This is a genomic window from Paenibacillus sp. Soil724D2 (genome assembly GCF_001427935.1).
In the GTDB taxonomy this organism is placed as follows: domain Bacteria; phylum Bacillota; class Bacilli; order Paenibacillales; family NBRC-103111; genus Paenibacillus_E.
In genome coordinates this window covers 15,316-34,724 of sequence record NZ_LMRY01000026.1, presented here as the reverse complement: position 1 = coordinate 34,724, position 19,409 = coordinate 15,316, and the positions used below count along the sequence as shown (strand labels likewise).

Genomic DNA, 19,409 nt, shown 5'->3' with positions numbered 1-19,409 from the left:
CCTATGTGAAGCTGAAGCCCCTTCTAGGCGTCAGCTTTCATTTCCATAATAGCATCACGCAGCTGCGCGGCACGTTCGAACTGCAGGTTCTTCGCAGCCTCTTTCATCTCGCCTTCCAAACGCTCGATCAGCGACGCGCGATCCTTCTTCGACATCTTCGCACCCTTCACATCAGCCAGATAATCCGCTTTCTGTTCAGCCACTTTCGTAGCTTCAATGACATCGCGAATTTTCTTGGCAATCGTTTGCGGTGTGATCCCCAGCTTCTCATTATGCGCTTCTTGCAAACTTCGACGGCGACTCGTCTCATAGATCGCTTTCTGCATGGAGTCTGTTATTTTATCTCCATACATAATGACACGTCCGTCTGAATTCCTCGCGGCACGGCCGATGGTTTGAATCAGCGATCGTTCCGAACGTAGGAACCCTTCTTTGTCCGCATCTAGAATAGCGACCAACGAAACCTCAGGTAAATCAAGCCCTTCCCTGAGGAGGTTAATCCCCACAAGAACATGGAAAGTCCCCAACCGCAAATCACGTAAAATCTGCATACGTTCAAATGTCTTGATATCCGAGTGCAAGTATCGAACCTTAATCCCTATTTCCTTAAAGTAATCGGTTAAATCTTCCGACATCTTTTTCGTTAAGGTAGTAACGAGCACCCGCTCATCTTTACGAATTCGATCATGAATTTCCGCTATTAAATCATCAATTTGTCCTTTGGTTGGTCTTACCTCAATAATAGGATCCAGTAACCCTGTAGGACGAATAATTTGTTGTGTCATTTGTGGACAATGTTCCAGCTCATAAGGTCCAGGCGTAGCTGATATATATAAAATTTGGCTGACTTTCTCCTCAAACTCCTCAAAGCGTAAAGGTCGGTTATCCAGTGCAGATGGCAAACGGAAACCATGATCAACCAATACTTCTTTTCTCGCTCTATCTCCATTGTACATCGCGCGAATTTGCGGCAAAGTCACATGAGATTCATCGACCATAAAGAGCATGTCGTCCGGGAAATAATCCAAAAGTGTATAAGGCGTAGCCCCTCGCTCACGGAAAGTCAGCGGTCCTGAGTAATTCTCAATCCCATTGCAGAAGCCCATCTCTTGCATCATTTCCATATCGTAACGAGTCCGCTGTTCAAGCCTTTGTGCTTCGAGCAGCTTCCCTTGCTCTTTCAGCTCAGCAAGACGCTCCTCAAGCTCACGTTCAATATTCACGAGAGCGCGTTTCATCGTATCTTCATGCGTCACAAAGTGAGACGCTGGGAAAATCGCGATATGCTCGCGTTCGCCGATAATCTCGCCGGTGAGCACATTAATTTCCGTAATCCGTTCGATTTCGTCACCAAACAACTCAACTCTCACCGCTTGCTCGCCATGCGACGCTGGGAAAATCTCAACAACATCTCCGCGCACGCGAAACGTGCCGCGCACAAAATTCAAATCATTCCGCTGATATTGAATATCCACGAGCTTGTGTAAAATCTCATTGCGTGATTTCTCCATCCCTACACGTAAAGAAAGCAGCATATTGCCATATTCAATTGGCGAACCCAAGCCGTAAATACACGACACGCTCGCCACGACAATAACGTCACGGCGTTCAAATAACGAGCTTGTCGCTGAGTGACGAAGCTTATCAATCTCTTCATTGATGCTGGAATCTTTCTCGATGTAGGTGTCAGAGGAGGCAATGTAGGCTTCTGGTTGGTAGTAATCATAGTAACTAACGAAGTAGGAGACGGCATTATGAGGGAAGAATTCTTTAAATTCACTGCACAACTGTGCGGCTAACGTTTTGTTATGCGCAATAATTAGGGTTGGACGGTTCAATTTGGCAATGACTTGCGCCGCTGTGAACGTTTTTCCCGTTCCCGTCGCACCCAAGAGCGTCTGATGCTTATTTCCCGCTTGTATACTTTGAACAATTTCCTCAATCGCTTGAGGCTGATCACCTTGCGGAGAAAAATCGGATACAAGTTCAAACTTCTTAGAACTAATTACAAGTTCACTCATCAATAATCACCTACACTTATAGTGGTTGTTTAAAAAGTTGACTCTCATAACAAAGTCATTCAGGAAGCAACTCGGCATCGAATCTTGAACGAAACCGGGAAGTCCGGTACCCATGTAGCAAATCTCTACACTTCGTTCCTCCTTCTCCGTACTTCCTCCAACCTTCTCGGTTCTGAAAGCGAACTTTTTAAACCTACATTTTATCGAAATAAATCGAACTTTTATCCTATTAACTTTCCTTATGCTATTTCCGATATAGAAGTTTATGGAACTTATTCGCCACAAATATGAAGGATTCTCTAAATTCATCCATCATAAGAATGTTTGTTCTGGTTTTTCCATTATACTCTTTTTGAATCATGGATGCAAACGGCAATATCTGTTACGGCCTGTATAAATTTTGTGGAGAACGACTCCAACGAACTTATCTGGTTGCTTTATGGTTCCTATTCTTTTTATGCTAATTAGGAGTGGTACAGTCATGGATTTGACAACAGTTTTAGGATTAGTATTGGGTCTTGTAGGTTTAGTCGGCGGGTACATGTGGGATGGCGGTCATATTAGTTCATTGATCATCCCGAGTGCCATGCTGATCGTTTTCGGCGGAACCTTTGGCGCAGTAGCCATCAGCTTTCCGCTCTCTATTTTAGCCAAAATACCTAAAGCTCTAGGCATTGCCTTCAAAGAAGTTAAAAGAGATCCGGGGGCAACGATTGATGAACTTGTGGATATGGCCTCTATCGCTCGTCGAGAAGGAGTACTAGCCCTTGAGCAGCGTGCACAGGAGCATACAAATCCGTTCCTTAAAGATGGCTTACTTATGGTGGTGGATGGAACTGATCCTGAGTTGACCAGACAAATTCTAGAACTAGAGATGGATGCTATTGAACACCAGGTTAACAATATGTCAAAGGTGTTTGAAGCCGGAGGCGGATATGCTCCAACCATGGGAATTATCGGTACCGTTATGGGGCTCATTCACGTTCTCGGTAATCTCGACGACCCCTCCAGTCTCGGTCCCGCCATTGCCGTTGCTTTCACAGCCACTTTATACGGTGTTATGAGCGCCAACTTGGTCTATCTTCCGATTGCTAATAAAATTAAGGTTCGCGGTAAAGAAATGGTTTCCGAAATGGAACTGATGTTAGAAGGAATTCTTGCCCTTCAAGCTGGTGAGAATCCACAGTTAATTAAGAAAAAACTGAATTCCTTCCTCCACGATAAATCAACGAAGAAAGTCGTAGAGGAGGATGTCGACAATGGCGCGGAGAGGTAAGAAGCACGAGGAACACGTCAATCATGAGAGATGGCTCATTACTTACGCTGATTTAATCACCCTTCTGCTCGTTTTCTTCATTATTATGTATGCAATGAGTAAAGTCGATGTTCAAAAGTATTCCGTTCTGGCCCAAGCCTTAAACATGCAATTCCAGAAAGCTGACTCGGTTTTGGATAAAGGCTTTGGCGTAAGCGGTCAAATGACCCCTAAGCAAGGCGATGCCCAGACACCGCAGAACCAGAATCAGAGCCAGGACGATCAGAAGGAAGAGAAAGATAAAACAAAGCCTGAAGAGAATGAAAAAGAGAAGCGCGAAAAGGAACTTCAGGATCTTTTAAAACAAGTCCAAGCTTATATTAAGGATCAGAATCTGGAGGCACAAGTGTCTGCCAGTGATACAGAACGCGGTGTGGCTATCACCCTTAACGACTTATTCCTATTCGACCTAGGAAAAGCGGATCTGAAAGCGGCCTCCTTTCCTATTCTGCAGAAGCTTGCTTCACTTATCCCTACGTTGAACAGCAAGATTAGCATTGAAGGTCATACCGACAACTTACCGCTGGCTACAGGTTCTCCTTTCAAAGATAACTGGGGCTTATCCTTCGCCCGTTCCCTTTCGGTTCTTCGCTATTTTAGCGATACAGCCAAGCTGGATAACAACAAATTTATTGCTACCGCATATGCCGATACGATGCCAAAAGTAGCCAACACCAGCGATGAGAACCGCAGCAAAAATCGCCGCGTTGAAATTATCGTACTGCGTGATGGGCTTTCTCCAACAACAACGGTTAAATAAGCAAAGACCCTTCCTCTTTCAAACGAGAGGATAGGGTCTTTTTTTAATCACATGGATTTCGTCGAATCATTGGATAACAAGCCGGTTAGTTTACTTCGCAAATAGGAAAACAGGTGCAGAGGTTTTTGCTCTAGGAAGTACAATGCATCCTGATCCGGAGCTAAAATAATACCTAATTGATGATGATCGCCAGAGTAAATCGCTCGCTGTAAGAAGCGTACCTCATCTTGCTCATTCAGCACTTCCAGCCTGCAAAAGGCGGAATTCAGCCCCATGGCAACGTGCAGATCGGTTTTAGTCTTGATTTTGTGACCGTTCACCTTATGAATGAGTTCGCCAGTTTGAATACCTAACTCGTGGGCAGGACTGTTTGGCACTACCGACAACACCATAAGACCTCGCTGTGAGTGCACGTAGAACGGCACCAGCTTATCTTCAACCCAGTGGTTATACCGAATCAATCCTTCATGTAAAGTAATGCTTAATACGGCTCCTACAAGCAGAATCGGCGACCAGAAATGGGCGGCTATAGCTATAACTAACAGGGTGATGCCATATAAGTAGAGTAAGCTTGCGCTGAAACGAGCTTGCTTACGAGGGAGCTTCGATATCGTTAGCTCCGTAAAGCCGATCATTGCCGGAAAGGCAAGAAGTGTCCATCCTGACGCGAGGTTCGAACCAAACAGTGTTTCCCATGGAAGAGCTTGTATACTTCCCCCTGACATAGGAACGAGCAAGAACAAAGGGACAGGCCAGAAGCCTTGCAGTTGTTGCCCGCCGATAATCTGCCCTCGTCTTCCTTCGAGGAACAACGGTGTTGCCATACGTGCCCCTTGAAAGCCGACGAGCGTCCCTTCTAGAAGATGAAGTACGGCGACAATGACCAGCAAGGAAGGAATATCCGCGCCAACTACAATGTCCAGAATCGGTACCGCCTCCTGAAGACTGGCTGCATTCGGTATCCACGAAAGAATCACTTGCGCGATTCCCAAAATACCTACCGCATAAGCCAGACACAAGAATCTAACGCGCATCATCACTAGAATAATCGAAAGGACCCATAAGAGAATTACCGTATTCGCTTCAATATTAACACCTACGAAGAGCATAAGTATGGAGGCACTGAGACCGCCTAGCCATCCCCATAGTACAGTGCGCCACGTCTCACTCAATAAAGAATGCAAGCGCGTGTGAAAAAGCTTACGTTCCATCTGAATCTGCTTCCGATAGTGCAGCACAATAAATAGAATTCCTATATAGTAAAAAGGATTCGCAAACAACTGCCCCACAGCATGCAGCAGTCTGTCCAAGAGTTGAATCAACACATCCATACGAATCTGGGCTCCTTGATGAAAAAGAAATAGGAAGGCTGCCGTAGCAACCTTCCTACACTAATTCGACTACGAGCGCTTATTTCCTGCCCATCCCGACGAATTTCCAATATCTGATCCTTATTATTTCCCGATTTGCTTTTGGATTTGCCCAATTGCTGCTTTCAGCTGCAAATCATTCTTCGGCTCACGGATTTGCGCCAAAATTGATTTTTCGATTTTAGTCGCTGTTTCCGTGTCTACCTCGCCTGTCATCGGTAAACCATTTGTCCGTTGGAATGCTTTAACAGCTGTAACTGTCTTATCATTGAAATAACCGTCCGTGCGCTCCGGGTTAAAACCCAGACCTGATAACATGAGCTGTAGATTCTTCACATCATCGCTTGTCGTATCCTGTTTAAGCACGCTTTTCTTAGACAGCGGAGCTGCTTTGAAATAACCTGGCTGCTCAACTGGGATATCCGGTTGGATCCCCGTTTTGTGAATCCAGTTGCCATTAGGCGTTAACCATTTGTATACGGTCATTTTAATATTGCTGCCGTCGCCCATTTCCTTCTCAAAAGTAACCTGAACGGTTCCTTTCCCGTAGGAAGTTTCGCCAATAATCTTACTGCCAACCGCTTCTTGGAACGCTCCTGCCAATATCTCTGAAGCACTCGCACTGCCCTTGTTCACAAGTACAGTGACCGGATAGTTCTTGCCTGAACCCGTTGATGGTGTCGGCTCCCGCTTCCCATCCCGATTCTCGACCTGGACGATCGGCTTGCCGCTTTTGACAAAAGGATTCACGATGTCCACAACTACGTTCAACAGACCGCCTGGATCATTACGTACGTCGATAACAAGCCCTTTCATCCCTTTGGCTTCAAGGCTTTTCAGCTCTTCAGCGAAACGGACGGCTGTATTCGAGGAGAATTGGCGAATCTCAATCTTCCCAATTTGGTCCTGCAGCATTTCGCCATAAACCGTTTCAACGTCAATATTATCCCTGACCACGATAACCTGCACTGGATCACCGGCACCTTGACGAAGTAAATCCAGCTTCGCTTGCGTCCCTTTAGGGCCGCGGATTTTCATGACCGCTTGGTTGAGTGTAAGCCCGTCCAATTTCTCTCCGTTAACAGAGACAATCACGTCTTTGGATTGAATACCCGCTTTCTCAGCAGGAGATCCCTTGATTGGAGACACGATAACGAATTTACCTTCCTCAATCGAAACCTCTGCCCCAATGCCTTGAAAAGAAGACGTAATACTCTCATCGAACTGCTTCGCTTCCTTCTGATCCATATACACAGTAAACGGATCTTCCAGAGATTCCAGCATGCCATTGATTGCACCATTGACCAACTTATCATGATCCGGCTGCTTCAAATACTTGCTCTCGATCAATTGAAACGTTGTAGAGATTTTGCTCAAATCCTTACTCGATAGCCCGGATGAAGTGGCAGTGGATGCGGCTGTACTGCCCGCTGGCTGCTCTTTCCGCCCCCAAGAAAAGGATGAATCCACAATCGTCAGTGTCACGATACTGCTTGCAAACATGGCTAACAAAACAAATACTATGACCGTGCGTCCTTTGAATTGCAAAGCGCGTTTCACCACCTTTTTCCTAAAACCCATCTGGGTTCGCCTGTTTGTAGTATATGACAAGCTATTCCCGTTTTATAACCAAGTCCCCTTATCGTAAGAACGGTTTAGGATCGGTTGGAACTTCATTCTTCCTAACCTCAAAGTGCAAATGGTTCCCTGTGGATTGACCTGTCGAGCCAACACCGGCAATTTTCTGTCCGCGTTTAACTAAATCGCCAACTTTGACGTAGATCCCGTCATTCATAATATGTCCATATACCGTCCATAACCCATTCCCATGATCCACGATGACGCAATTCCCGTAGCCGTTCATCCAAGATGCATAGATGACAGAGCCGTTCTCTGCCGCGAGGATGTCCGTTCCTTTGGGAGCTCCCAAATCAATCCCTTTATGGCTCTCTGCTCTGCCTGTAACTGGGTTGATTCTATTCGTAAAATCAGATGTAAGTGGCGCTTGAACGGCCAATGGGTAACCCAGTTTCCCACCGGAATAAGTGAAAGGCGACTTCGCATTACTAGCAGCCCGCTTCTTCGCCTGTAGGTCAGCTTCTTGCTTCGCTAATTGCGTAATCTGTTTATCACTTTCTTCTGAAATATCCTCAAGTACCTTCTCTTGCTTCGTAAGGGAAGCAATCTTAACTTCCTTGGCCTTCTCCTTCGCTTTCAGATCATCCCTAAGGTCATCTGCGTCAGCGTAAAGTGCCTTAACCTTCTCAAGCTGCTGCTCCGTATCTACTTTCTTCTGGGCAACCGTCTCTTTATCTTTCTTATTCGACTCTAGTATCTCTTTATCTTGATTGACAATAGATTTCAAAGCTTCAATACGGTTCAAGAAATCAGAAAAACTAGTCGCGCTAAGTACCACATCCATGTACGAAACAAAGCCGTTCATATACATCAAACGCACTCGGGATTTCAGCATGAGATCACGGCTCTCCACACGCGCTTCCGCTTCATCCAATTGTTTAGCATTATCTGCTAATGTGTCCGATACCTGATCGATCTCCTCATTCAGCTTCGTGAGCTTCATACTAGCCTCATTCACCTGATTAACAAGCGTTTTCATATCCTTGGTCGCCTGGTCCTTCTCCGTCTGGACCTTCGTTATTTGATTCTGCGCGTCATTCGCCTTCTGCTGCGCTTGCGCCTTCATCTTCTTGAGCTGAGTCAACTGCTGATCGATCTTTTCCGTTGTTGAAGCGGCATATCCCGCATATGGAACCGCCAATGAAGCCGCAATCCCAAGAGTCAACACCACAGGTAGAATCTTCTTCTTCAAGCACGTAGCCTCCCTATCATCAAAACCTGGCACTGCATAAATCATTTATTCTTTCGAATCTCTTAGTCTCTTATCTTATTAATCTATGAATCTTTGAAAATGAAAAAATAAAAATAAAAGCTTTTAAAGTCGGCTTTCAGAACCGATAAGGTTGGATGAAAATGAGGGCAGGAGGATGTAGCAAGCTACATGAGTACCGCACTGCCCCTTTTTCATTCAAGATTCGACGCCGATTAAGCTTCAAGATCAACTTCGTTATCAAAGTGGGCTTATTTAGCCACCTTTTAAACCCTGAGGAATTTGCGGACCGAGATTAGGGACCCCCAGATCCCTATTACCATACCAATGCCTAACAATAAAGCCGTCATCGTAGGAGCAATCTTCCCGAAAGGTGTTAATTCCACCATAAGCAAATTCAAGTTCAGTGAACTTGTGTTAAGCAGCTTCCAGTACCCGCCTAGAATAATAGCTGTAGGGATCACAGAGCCAATGAATCCGAGTAGAGCACCTTCTATAAAGAACGGCCAACGAATAAAGGAATTCGTCGCACCCACCAGTTTCATAATTGATATTTCCTTGCGTCTGGCCAAAATCGTAATTTTGATCGTATTCGCGATCAGGAATACGGCGGTAAATGAAAGTAGAATAACAATACCAATACCGATCCAACGAACAATTTGTGTCACCTTAAATAGGGCTTCGACCGTACCTTTGCCATAATTAACTTTATAAATAGGCTTTGGATCTTTGCCGATGTTAAGCGCGCTGATTTGATCAGCAACGACTGCCACATTTCGCGGGTCATCGACTTCGATTGTGAATGCATCATTTAGCGGGTTATTTTCCCCTTCGAATCCATCTAACAAAGCTTTACCGCTCTCACCAAGCTTTTGCCTTAAATAAACAAGGCCCTCTTCTTTCGAAACAAACTTAATGGTTTTTACCTCATGAATAGCTTGGATTTGAGATTCGAGTGCCTTAATCTGATCCTGCGAAGTGTTAACCTCCAGATACACATTAATCTCAACCTGTTTCTCAATCTGACCTGCAATATCATTCACATTAAGTGTAATAAGGACGAAAACACCTAAAATAAATAACGAAATGGCAATCGAACTGATCGACGCGAACGTCATCCAACCATTCCGAACGACATTCTTCGTACCTTCTCGCAAATGACGAGAAATTGTACTAATCTTCATAACCGTATTCCCCCCGTACCTGGTCACGAGCAATGAGTCCGTGCTCAATCGCAATGACTCGTTTACGCATCGTATTGACGATTTCCTTGTTATGCGTAGCCATGACTATGGTGGTTCCCCGGAAGTTAATTTCCTCCATCAATTTCATGATTCCCCAGGATGTCTCAGGGTCGAGATTTCCTGTCGGTTCGTCGGCGATAATGACAGCTGGGTTGTTAATTATTGCCCGGGCAATCGCTACCCGCTGCTGCTCGCCTCCAGAAAGCTGTGAGGGCAGCGAATTCGCTTTATCCTTCAACTTAACAAGTTCGAGCACTTCCATTGTGCGTTTCTTAATCTGCTTCTTAGGTGCCTCGATAACTTCCATAGCGAAAGCCACATTTTCAAAAATATTAAGCTTAGGAAGCAGTCGATAATCTTGGAAAATAACACCAATATTACGGCGAACATAAGGAATCTTACGCTGTTTGAGCTTTTCCAAATTAAAACCGTTCACGAAGATTTGACCCTTGGTCGGCCTCTCTTCTCTATACATCAACTTCATAAATGTAGATTTACCTGCGCCGGAAGGTCCAACAACATAGACAAACTCGTTGCTGTCCACTTTTACATTAATCCCTCGCAATGCATGAGTGCCGTTGGAGTATGTTTTCCATACGTCCTGCATTTCGATCACAATATCACATCCTAATATAGGGATCTTTGAGCTTGCTCAAAGTCTCTCTGCTTTGGGATCTTTGAGCCCAGCTCAAAGTCTCTCCGTTTTGGTGATCTTTGAGCCCAGCTCAAAGTCTCTCTGCTTGTAAAGATAGCTTTTAACCATTCGACACAAAAGCTGAAATTCCTTCTAAAATAGCTTTGAGAATCCTGTTGAATACCGTCATTATATCATTTTCTTAGAGAATATGAGAAATCCAACGCTAGTAATGTCGAACAGGAAAACTATAATATACGCAAAAACCGCCCCACATAGGACGGTCATGCATTAATTTTGTTTAATTTTAGGTGTCGGCTACACTAGACCGAATGAGCAATTCCGTTGGAAGCACCAATTGTTTGGTTACCTGACGACCTCTAGCATGTCAATAAGGGCGGATTGATAACCGATTTCAGTGTCCGATGGTTTGTTCTTCTGGGCTGCTGATTAATCCTCTAGCAAGTACTAAAACCCCCTAGCTAACGATACATATAGTAGTACAGGCATCCTTGTGCCTGAACCGCTTGTATCTGAGCGCAAAGGAGCCGCTGTGCATGCCAAGCCAAATTAGAAAAGTTATCTTCTATGCGTCTATCTTTATAGGCATACTAAGTGCGTTTAGCATTGCTCTGTATTACTATGGATCTCGACCTACATTTCCTGCAGATTTTACAGTTGCTGGGTGGCGGGTTGGAGGAATGCCCTATGATAAATTTCAACAAGAATACGAAAAGCGCCTACAGCTGCTCTCATCCTATCCCGTTCAATTGCAATCCTCCCGTACGAACATTCCCAATAAAAAACTGGCACTTGGACAATTGGGTGTTCAATATCAAACGGAAAAACTAGTTCGTTCACTTGGCCAGCTATTCGGAGGCTCTCCGATAGAACGTATAAAAGCTCGCTGGACTCTCCGTCATGCAGATATACCGCTTGAGGTCACTGTCAACCAAGCGCAGCTAAACACCGTACTCAAAGAAACTTGGAAAGACCTCTATAGCCTTCAGCCGGTTGCCGCAAAACGAATCGTAACCAATGAAGATTTACTCGTTTTCGAGCCCGAACGTAAAGTGTTAAGAATCGATACAGCCCATTTGCTTGAACACTTGAAAGAAATTGCTCCCTCCATTGCCTATATTCACAATGCCGCCCCAATCACACTCTCCTTGCCTTTATACGAGCAGGGCCCCGCAGTAACGACGGAAACATTGAAGCGTCAGGGTATCGATCGCAAAATTTCGGAATTTACGACCTCATTCCCCCCATCGGGTGAAGGGAGAATTCACAATATACGCTCAACAGCCGCCTCTATTCAGGATTATCTAATGGCTCCCGGAGAGACCTTCGACTATAGCAAGATAATTGAACAAACCGAGGCCAAATTCGGCTATAAGGAGGCACCAGTCATCCTAAACGGCCAGCTCGTGCCAGGCATTGGAGGCGGCATTTGCCAAGTCTCTACAACGCTATACAACGCTGTCTTGCGGGGTGGTCTAGACATTGTTGAGCGGCGCAATCATTCACTCCCTGTTAGTTATGTTACACTCGGCCAAGATGCAACTTTCGCCAGCGGTTATATTAACTTCAAATTCCGCAACAACACAGATGCCTATTTATTGATACGAACCATAACAACAGAACAAGCCGTCACCGTGAAGCTTTTCGGTCACATGTCGCCTTCCATTACCTATGACATCGATTCCAACATTGTAGAAACAATTCAACCACCGGTTAAATACTTGCAAAATTCCAGCCTGAAACCTGGCATTACACGCCCTATCAGCACCGGCAAGGTCGGCTACAAGGTAGAAACGTATCGAACCAAAAGAGAAAATGGTACGGTCGTCAGTAAAGAATTAATCTCGAAGGATCAGTATTCTCCAGTGCCTACTATCATCGCCGCCAACCGGAGTGACATCCAGTCGGAAGAAATGAATCCCTCAACGCCAGAGCAGCCCATCCTTGAAGACGGCGTGAAAGGACCGGTTAACCGGTAATATAGAGAGGCTTCTGCCTCTTTTGCGAATAGGAAAGGTCATGTGACTGTAGTTACTAGGTCATTATGACTTTTTTCTATTATGATAGGAATATGAAATAGCACACAAGGAGGCTAGGCGATGAGCAAAATCGATTATTTCAAAGAATTAAACTATCGACTGCGCGGACTTCCCGAGAAGGAGCGCCAAAATATATTGTCTGTTTATGAAGAATTGTTTCAGAAAGCAATTGAAAACGGCAAACAAGAGGATGATGTAGCCCAATCTCTCGGCTATCCGCGAGTTCCTAACTGGGATGCTCAGAAGGAGACACCTAGTACGGAGCAGGAGCCTTCCAAAAGCACGTCTGGCGAACGGGCAGAGAAATCTTATCCTAGACCTGAACCGACTGCGGCGCCTAAGCAAGCTCCTGAGACGAAGGGCTTTCCACCATATACGCCTCCACAGGGCACGAATCCTTATGTGAACCCCAATCCATACCCTTATCCGGTTAAACAGGAGTCGAGTATTAAGGCTATAATCGTAAGTATTATGCTCGGATTTTTTAATCTCCTTTTCGTTGTTGGTCCATGGTTCGGTGTTCTCGCCGCGTTAATTGCCCTATTTGCAGCGGGCTTTGCGCTTATCATCTCACCAATTGTTGGTATTCTCGGAAGTTATATGGGAACCGTCGGCAGCGATATGCGTTTCATAGGTTTCGCCATGCTTGCTTGCTTCGGATTGGGTATCATTTTAACGACGCTCAGCTCATGGTTGTTCAAACAATTCTTCAAACTAAGCTGGTTGTACATCCGATTCAATGCCAAACTAATTAAGGGGGCTTAAGCCATGAAACGTGGAGTCAAATTTTTCTTACTGCTCGGCTTTGCCTGCCTTGGGGTTGGCCTTATTGGAGCAGCTGTTTCTTTCAAAGAGGTGGATTGGAGCGCAGGTGTCACGAATATTGATATCGAAAAAAAGATTCCGGCAGCCAATATTGATACATTAGTCATTCAAAATGACATCTCCGGAGTAACTTTTATCCCAAGTAATTCAGATGAAATTAAAGTACATCTCGTAGGAACGGTTGGAGAGCTTACTGCTAAAAGCTGCACCATTGAGGCGGCGACAGAAGGAAGCAATGTATGGCGAGTAGACGTATGTACGCAGAAGAAACCGCAAATTAATTTCGGCTTCAATTTGTCAGATCTGAAAGCACTGATCAATAATCACGGTTTCCGATTACGAACAGAAGTCACACTTCCAGAAAAAATGTACAAAGCTATCACGGTTTCCTCGGATACTGGGGGCATCAACTTCAAAGAGGTAAAAGCCGATAAGCTTACAGTCACCACCGACACAGGCGGCATTTCCATTGATCGTTACGAAGGGAAGCAGCTAAACCTTCAAACAGATACGGGTCGTATCAATGTAGAGGATGGGCAAGGCGATGTAAAGATGAAAACAGATACAGGCAGTATTACAGCTAAGCTGCATGATATCGGAGATTCCGTATCGCTTCAAGCCGATACAGGCTCGATTCGTCTTCAGCTCGATCCTACTCCAAAAGGCGCAAGCTTCGATCTCAATTCCGACGTAGGCAGTGTCAATTTAGAAGTTCCTGGCTTGATTGTACAAAGGTCCGATCATCATTCGGCAAAAGGCACCATCGGCGATGGCAGCAAAAAAATAAGTGTGCGAACAGATACGGGGTATATCTCGGTTAACGGTAGATGACAAAAAGCCTTCAAGACCATCAGATTCGATGGTTTTGAAGGCTTTTTATCTATTCGTTTACTTGCTTTTTTCTAAAAATTCTTGCAACCACTCGTTCGACTGCACAAGCACTTGCTCGGCACGAGCGATCGCCTCAGTCACTTGGTTACTGGCTGTTCCGCCGTAGACATTACGCGCGTTAACTACTTGCTCTGGCTGTAGGACCTGATAAATATCGGACTCGAAAAGGGAAGAGAACGTTTTGAACTCTTCGATGCTCATATCGAGTAGGTATTTTTTGTTTTGGATGCAGTATAGCACTGTTTTGCCAATCACTTCGTGCGCCTGACGGAAAGGCAGCCCTTTGTTCACAAGGTAATCGGCGATATCCGTTGCGTTCGAGAAATCTTGGTTCACAGCTTGTCTCATGCGATCCGAGTTTACTTTCATCGTAGCGACCATAGGAGCGAATAATTGAAGAGCGCCCTGCAGGGTACGAACCGTATCGAACATGCCTTCTTTGTCTTCCTGCATGTCCTTGTTATAAGCCAGCGGCAGTGACTTGAGCACGGTCATTAGACCGAACAAGTTGCCGTAGACGCGGCCTGTTTTGCCGCGGACAAGCTCAGCTACGTCCGGGTTCTTCTTCTGCGGCATAATGGAGCTGCCGGTGCAGAAAGCATCATCGAGTTCAATGAACGCGAACTCGGTCGAGGACCAGAGCACCATTTCCTCGCTGAAGCGAGAAAGGTGCATCATGATCATAGACGCGTTAGAGAGGAACTCCAGGATGAAATCGCGGTCGCTGACCGCATCCAGGGAGTTCTCGTACACGCGTCCGAACCCGAGCTGCTCCGCCACGAAATGGCGGTCGATCGGGAACGTCGTGCCGGCGAGCGCGCCAGCGCCGAGCGGCAGCATGTCTACGCGCTTGTAGCTGTCCTGCAAGCGCTCAAGGTCACGCTGGAACATGCTGACGTAGGCCATCATGTGATGCGCGAACAGAATCGGCTGCGCACGCTGCAGATGCGTATACCCTGGGATAATCGTATCGAGATTATCCTTCGCTTTCTCAAGCAAAGCCTCTTGCAGCTTGATCAGCAGGCCTACGAACTCAACCACCCGCTTGCGCAGGTAGAGATGCATGTCCGTAGCCACTTGATCGTTACGGCTGCGGCCCGTATGAAGCTTGCCCCCGACAGGACCGATCAAGTCGATTAAGGTTTTCTCGATATTCATATGAATATCTTCATTCTGAATCGTGTACTCCAGCTCGCCGCGGCGAATCATGCCTTGCACAGCCAGCAAGCCATCCTTGATTTTCTCGACATCATCCGCAGGAAGAATGCCGCACTTGCCAAGCATCGTCACATGCGCCAAGCTGCCTTCAATATCTTCCTCGGCCAACTCTTTATCAAATGTAATTGACGCGGTATATTCTTCGACCAATTGGTCGGTTTTCTTCGTAAATCGTCCACCCCAAAGCTTAGACACCGTGCATGGCTCCTTTCGTATTAACACCTAATATAGGGATCTTTGAGCAGCGCTCAAAGTCTCTCTGCTGAACAGTCCTTACAATAGACAAGCTTATGGACAACCCAAAGGCTTTCCACAAGGGAAAGCCAGCGGACCGTGCTGCTATATAATTACTTCTTTGCTTTTTGTTCTACGCCGGAGGATACTTTCAGACGAAGCGCGTTCAAGCGGATGAATCCAGTTGCATCGCCTTGGTCATATGCTTTCGTCGGATCTGCTTCCATTGTAGCAATTTCCGGATTGTACAAGGATACTGGACTTTTCACACCAGCGCCAATTACGTTGCCTTTGTACAATCTCAAGCGTACAGTACCTGTTACGTTCTTTTGGCTTTCTCCCACAAGCGCTTGAATCGCCAAACGCTCAGGTGCAAACCAGAAGCCGTTGTAAACAAGTGTCGCATATTTGGTAATAAGGGAATCACGAAGGTGCATAACATCGCGGTCCATCGTGAGGGATTCCATTTTGCGGTGAGCGGTGAAAAGGATCGTACCGCCCGGAGTCTCGTACACGCCGCGGCTCTTCATGCCGACGAAGCGGTTCTCTACCATGTCCACACGGCCAATACCGTGCTTGCCGCCGATTTCATTCAAGGTTTCCATAACTTGAAGAGGAGACAACTTGTTGCCATTGATGGCTACACAGTCACCTTTGTCGAACTCAAGCTCGATGTACTCCGCTTGATCAGGCGCATCTTCTGGAGCTACGCTCAAGACGTACATGCCTTTGTTCTCGTCGGATGCAGCATCAAACCAAGGATCTTCCAGCATGCCGCTCTCGAAAGAGATATGCAGCAGGTTGCGATCCGTCGAATACGGCTTCGCCGCCGATGCAGTAACCGGAATGCCGTGTTTCTCGGCATAAGCGATCATCTCTGCGCGACCCGGGAACTCCTCGCGGAACTGCTCAAGACGCCAAGGCGCGATAACGGACAGCTCAGGCGCCAACGCCGCTGCTGTCAGCTCGAAGCGCACTTGGTCATTCCCTTTACCGGTAGCGCCGTGAGCAATCGCTGTTGCGCCTTCAGCGCGAGCGATTTCGACCATGCGCTTCGCGATCAAAGGACGAGCAATCGAAGTGCCTAACAGGTATTGCCCTTCATAAAGAGCACCCGCTTGGAACATCGGGTTGATGAAATCCTTCGCGAACTCTTCGCGCAGGTCGTCGATGTAGATCTTGGATGCGCCGGTTTGGAGCGCTTTTTCCTCCAGACCGTCCAGCTCATCCTTTTGCCCGATATCCGCTGTAAAAGCAATAATTTCGGCGTCGTAAGTCTCCTTGAGCCATTTCAAAATAACTGATGTATCCAATCCGCCGGAATAGGCGAGAACGATTTTTTCCTTAGCCATGTCTACTAATCTCTCCGTTTCTATGTCTGCTACGAATTATTATATCATTGTCGCGGCCATAATAGCCTTTTGCGCATGAAGACGATTCTCTGCTTGGTCAAAAATAATGGAATTCGGGCCGTCAATAACACCCTCGCTCACTTCTTCCCCGCGATGTGCAGGCAAGCAGTGCATGAACAAGTAATCTTGCTTAGCATGCTTTACAAGCGCCTCATTGATTTGGAAGTTTTTGAAAGCAATCTCCCGCTCCTGCTGCTCCGCCTCAAAGCCCATGCTTGCCCAAACGTCCGTGTAGACGATGTCCGCATTTTCAATCGCTTCGCGTGGATCGCGAGTTAGGAGGACACTGCCTCCAGTTTGCGCTGCGTTCTCTTTAGAAATCTGAATGACTTCCTTGTCGGGATCGTAGCCTTCCGGCGAGGCAATCGCGAAGTTCATCCCTAATTTACTTGCACCCATCATGAGGGAATGCACCATATTGTTGCCGTCTCCGATGTAGGCGACTTTGAGACCTTTCAAACGGCCTTTTTTCTCCAAAACCGTCTGATAATCAGCCATAACCTGACAAGGATGAGCATAGTCCGTCAATCCATTGATAACTGGTACCGTTGATCCACGAGCAAGGTCAATCACTTTGCGGTGTTCATACGTACGAATCATGATGCCATCCAGATAACGGGACAGTGTTTGTGCAGTATCCCAAACGGTTTCGCCGCGTCCAAGCTGCAGATCATTTTTGCTAAGGAAAAGAGCCTGACCTCCAAGTTGGTACATTCCTACTTCAAAGGAAACACGCGTGCGCGTCGAGGATTTCTCAAAAATCATTCCCAGCGTCTTACCAGCCAACACAGCATGCGGCTCTCTTGCTTTTTGTTTACGTTTAAGCTCAATCGCATAGTGAATCAAGTATTCAATTTCTTCTGATGTATAATCAACTAAAGCAAGAAAATCCTTGCCCTTTAACTGGGCAGCCAGTTCTTCCTTAACAGCCATATTCATGTTATCCAACCTCTCTAAACGGAACTTTTACTAGACGCTGCTGATGGTTGATGCCTTCTGGGAGAGGACACTGCACACCACATCTAGGGCTTGATCTAAATCTTCTTGCGGTATGGTCAAAGCGGGCACCAGACGAATAACGTTTGGCCCTGCCGGAATCACGAGTACACCTTGCTTATGAATTTCGCTAATGATTTCACCTGCTGGCTGTGTGCATTCAATCCCAATTAAGAGACCAATGCCGCGAATATTGCTGATAAGCGGATTGCCTGCAAGCTTGCTCTCCAGCTTCTTCACCGTATATGCGCCTAATTCCGCAGCACGTTCAGGCAATTTATTTGAGATAATCGTGTCAACAGCCGCATATCCTGCAGCCGTAGCTATCGGCGTTCCACCAAAAGTTGACCCGTGGCTTCCAGCGCTGAATGCTTCAGCCAAGAACGCTTTGCCTAACATAGCGCCGATCGGAAACCCTCCACCAAGGCCTTTGGCCAACGTGAAAATATCCGGCTCCACCCCATAATGCTCATAGGCAAAAAGCTTACCCGTACGTCCCACACCCGTCTGGATTTCATCCACGATCAGAAGCAGATTTTCTTGCTTGCAAAGCTCTGCAATTTGTTTCACAAACTCTGGATCAGCCGGCAGTACGCCGCCTTCCCCTTGCACCATCTCCAGCATGATGGCACATGTGTGCTCATTTACGAGATTGCGAACAGCCTCAAAATCGTTATAAGGCGCATAGACGAAGCCTCCAGGAAGCGGATGGAAGCCTTCCTTCACTTTATCCTGCCCTGTAGCCGTCAATGTCGCCAGCGTGCGTCCGTGGAACGACATGTTGAACGTGATAATCTCGTACCGACCATTGTTCAAAACCTTCTGGTTATAGCGACGTGCCAGCTTAATTGCAGCCTCATTCGCTTCCGCACCAGTTGAACAGAAGAATACCGCGTCTGCACAGCTGTTATCTGTAAGTAGTGTAGCCAGTTTCTCCTGATTCGGAATATGGAAAAGATTGCTCACATGCCATACTTGATCGAGCTGTTCAATCAACTTTTCCTTCACCGCTTGAGGCGCGTGCCCGAGGTTCGTCACCGCGATCCCGCTCATCAGGTCGATGTATTCCTTGCCTGTATCATCCCACAGACGGCTGCCCTCACCCTTTACTAGTGTGATTGGATATCTTGCGTAGGTTGGAAATAGCGAGCTTTTTCCTGTTTCAGTCATGTACATTCCCTCCTTAAAGTTTGTGGTTCAACCCATGAGCTCGAACTTATGCCAAGCTAGATAAAGACATATTGCTGCAGCTGCAAATAAAATGATAGCCGTTACTCGATTCCTTCGCATCTTCATCCCGTATGCGATGAAAAAGATGGCTGCCGCTAATTTGGAGAAGCCTTGGTAAGCTGGATCACTCGAAAAGTAGGAATTGCTAAAAATAAGTGCAATAAGCAAGGTTGTCGAAATAAGTATTTTAAACCATAAGGGCTCCCTGCAGAATTGTTTAAACATAAAAGTAATCCGCTGCATCACAGATACCTCCGTTCAAAAACCTTTGAGTATTTGAGTGGTAACGATGTTTTTCATCGCTATGGAGACAGCCTGACGTTAATCCTTAGTTGCAGCGATGAAAATCAT

At 46.3% G+C, this 19,409-nt stretch carries 16 protein-coding genes; 5 read left to right on the top strand and 11 right to left on the bottom strand.

Going from position 1 to position 19,409, the window contains the following annotated elements:
• Positions 1–23 precede the first annotated feature (23 nt).
• Positions 24–2,021: an excinuclease ABC subunit UvrB gene (uvrB, locus tag ASG85_RS21545; RefSeq protein ID WP_057303267.1), complete on the bottom strand. Its 1,998-nt coding sequence runs from the start codon at positions 2,019–2,021 to the stop codon at positions 24–26.
• A gap of 481 nt (positions 2,022–2,502) precedes the next feature.
• Here uvrB and ASG85_RS21540 point away from each other — a divergent pair, with 481 nt between their 5' ends.
• Positions 2,503–3,297, top strand: a complete 795-nt coding sequence (locus ASG85_RS21540; RefSeq protein ID WP_060647721.1) for a flagellar motor protein — start codon at positions 2,503–2,505, stop codon at positions 3,295–3,297.
• Positions 3,281–4,096 (top strand): flagellar motor protein MotB, encoded by an 816-nt coding sequence (locus ASG85_RS21535; RefSeq protein WP_057303269.1) that lies wholly within the window; start codon positions 3,281–3,283, stop codon positions 4,094–4,096. Before ASG85_RS21540 ends, ASG85_RS21535 begins: the two co-directional genes overlap by 17 nt.
• Positions 4,097–4,143: 47 nt before the next feature.
• On the opposite strand, the gene ASG85_RS21530 is transcribed toward ASG85_RS21535, so the two are convergent.
• From ASG85_RS21530 to ftsE, 5 genes are all read right to left on the bottom strand, one after another.
• Complete coding sequence (locus tag ASG85_RS21530; protein WP_057303270.1) at positions 4,144–5,427, bottom strand: PDZ domain-containing protein; 1,284 nt, start codon at positions 5,425–5,427, stop codon at positions 4,144–4,146.
• 123 nt (positions 5,428–5,550) lie between these two features.
• Positions 5,551–7,014: a S41 family peptidase gene (locus ASG85_RS21525; RefSeq protein WP_057303309.1), complete on the bottom strand. Its 1,464-nt coding sequence runs from the start codon at positions 7,012–7,014 to the stop codon at positions 5,551–5,553.
• 91 nt (positions 7,015–7,105) lie between these two features.
• Entirely contained in the window at positions 7,106–8,296 is a 1,191-nt protein-coding gene (locus tag ASG85_RS21520) for a murein hydrolase activator EnvC family protein (RefSeq protein ID WP_057303271.1), read from the bottom strand.
• 284 nt (positions 8,297–8,580) lie between these two features.
• Positions 8,581–9,498 (bottom strand): permease-like cell division protein FtsX, encoded by a 918-nt coding sequence (ftsX, locus tag ASG85_RS21515; RefSeq protein WP_057303272.1) that lies wholly within the window; start codon positions 9,496–9,498, stop codon positions 8,581–8,583.
• Positions 9,488–10,174, bottom strand: a complete 687-nt coding sequence (gene ftsE / locus ASG85_RS21510) for a cell division ATP-binding protein FtsE (protein ID WP_047682153.1) — start codon at positions 10,172–10,174, stop codon at positions 9,488–9,490. The genes ftsX and ftsE overlap by 11 nt, the downstream gene beginning before the upstream one ends.
• A 575-nt stretch (positions 10,175–10,749) precedes the next feature.
• Between ftsE and ASG85_RS21505 the strand changes: the two genes are divergently transcribed.
• From ASG85_RS21505 to ASG85_RS21495, 3 genes are all read left to right on the top strand, one after another.
• Positions 10,750–12,192 carry a VanW family protein gene (locus ASG85_RS21505; RefSeq protein WP_057303273.1) on the top strand — a complete coding sequence of 481 codons (1,443 nt, stop codon included), beginning with the start codon at positions 10,750–10,752 and terminating at the stop codon, positions 12,190–12,192.
• 120 nt (positions 12,193–12,312) lie between these two features.
• A complete protein-coding gene (locus ASG85_RS21500; RefSeq protein ID WP_057303274.1) occupies positions 12,313–13,017 on the top strand; it encodes an HAAS signaling domain-containing protein in 705 nt (234 codons plus the stop codon).
• A gap of 3 nt (positions 13,018–13,020) precedes the next feature.
• Positions 13,021–13,908 carry a DUF4097 family beta strand repeat-containing protein gene (locus ASG85_RS21495; RefSeq protein ID WP_057303275.1) on the top strand — a complete coding sequence of 296 codons (888 nt, stop codon included), beginning with the start codon at positions 13,021–13,023 and terminating at the stop codon, positions 13,906–13,908.
• 57 nt (positions 13,909–13,965) lie between these two features.
• On the opposite strand, the gene argH is transcribed toward ASG85_RS21495, so the two are convergent.
• The 5 genes from argH to ASG85_RS21470 all read right to left on the bottom strand — a co-directional run bounded on the left by argH (position 13,966) and on the right by ASG85_RS21470 (position 19,301).
• The gene (gene argH / locus ASG85_RS21490) at positions 13,966–15,381 is read right to left on the bottom strand and encodes an argininosuccinate lyase (protein ID WP_057303276.1); all 1,416 of its coding nucleotides are present in this window, start codon (positions 15,379–15,381) and stop codon (positions 13,966–13,968) included.
• Positions 15,382–15,533: 152 nt separating this feature from the next.
• On the bottom strand, positions 15,534–16,772 hold the full coding sequence (locus ASG85_RS21485) for an argininosuccinate synthase (RefSeq protein ID WP_057303277.1): 1,239 nt from the start codon (positions 16,770–16,772) through the stop codon (positions 15,534–15,536).
• Positions 16,773–16,811: 39 nt separating this feature from the next.
• Complete coding sequence (gene argF / locus ASG85_RS21480) at positions 16,812–17,771, bottom strand: ornithine carbamoyltransferase (RefSeq protein WP_047682143.1); 960 nt, start codon at positions 17,769–17,771, stop codon at positions 16,812–16,814.
• A gap of 30 nt (positions 17,772–17,801) precedes the next feature.
• The gene (locus ASG85_RS21475; RefSeq protein WP_057303278.1) at positions 17,802–18,998 is read right to left on the bottom strand and encodes an acetylornithine transaminase; all 1,197 of its coding nucleotides are present in this window, start codon (positions 18,996–18,998) and stop codon (positions 17,802–17,804) included.
• Between the two features lie 27 nt (positions 18,999–19,025).
• Positions 19,026–19,301 (bottom strand): hypothetical protein, encoded by a 276-nt coding sequence (locus ASG85_RS21470; protein WP_060647720.1) that lies wholly within the window; start codon positions 19,299–19,301, stop codon positions 19,026–19,028.
• Positions 19,302–19,409: the final 108 nt, after the last annotated feature.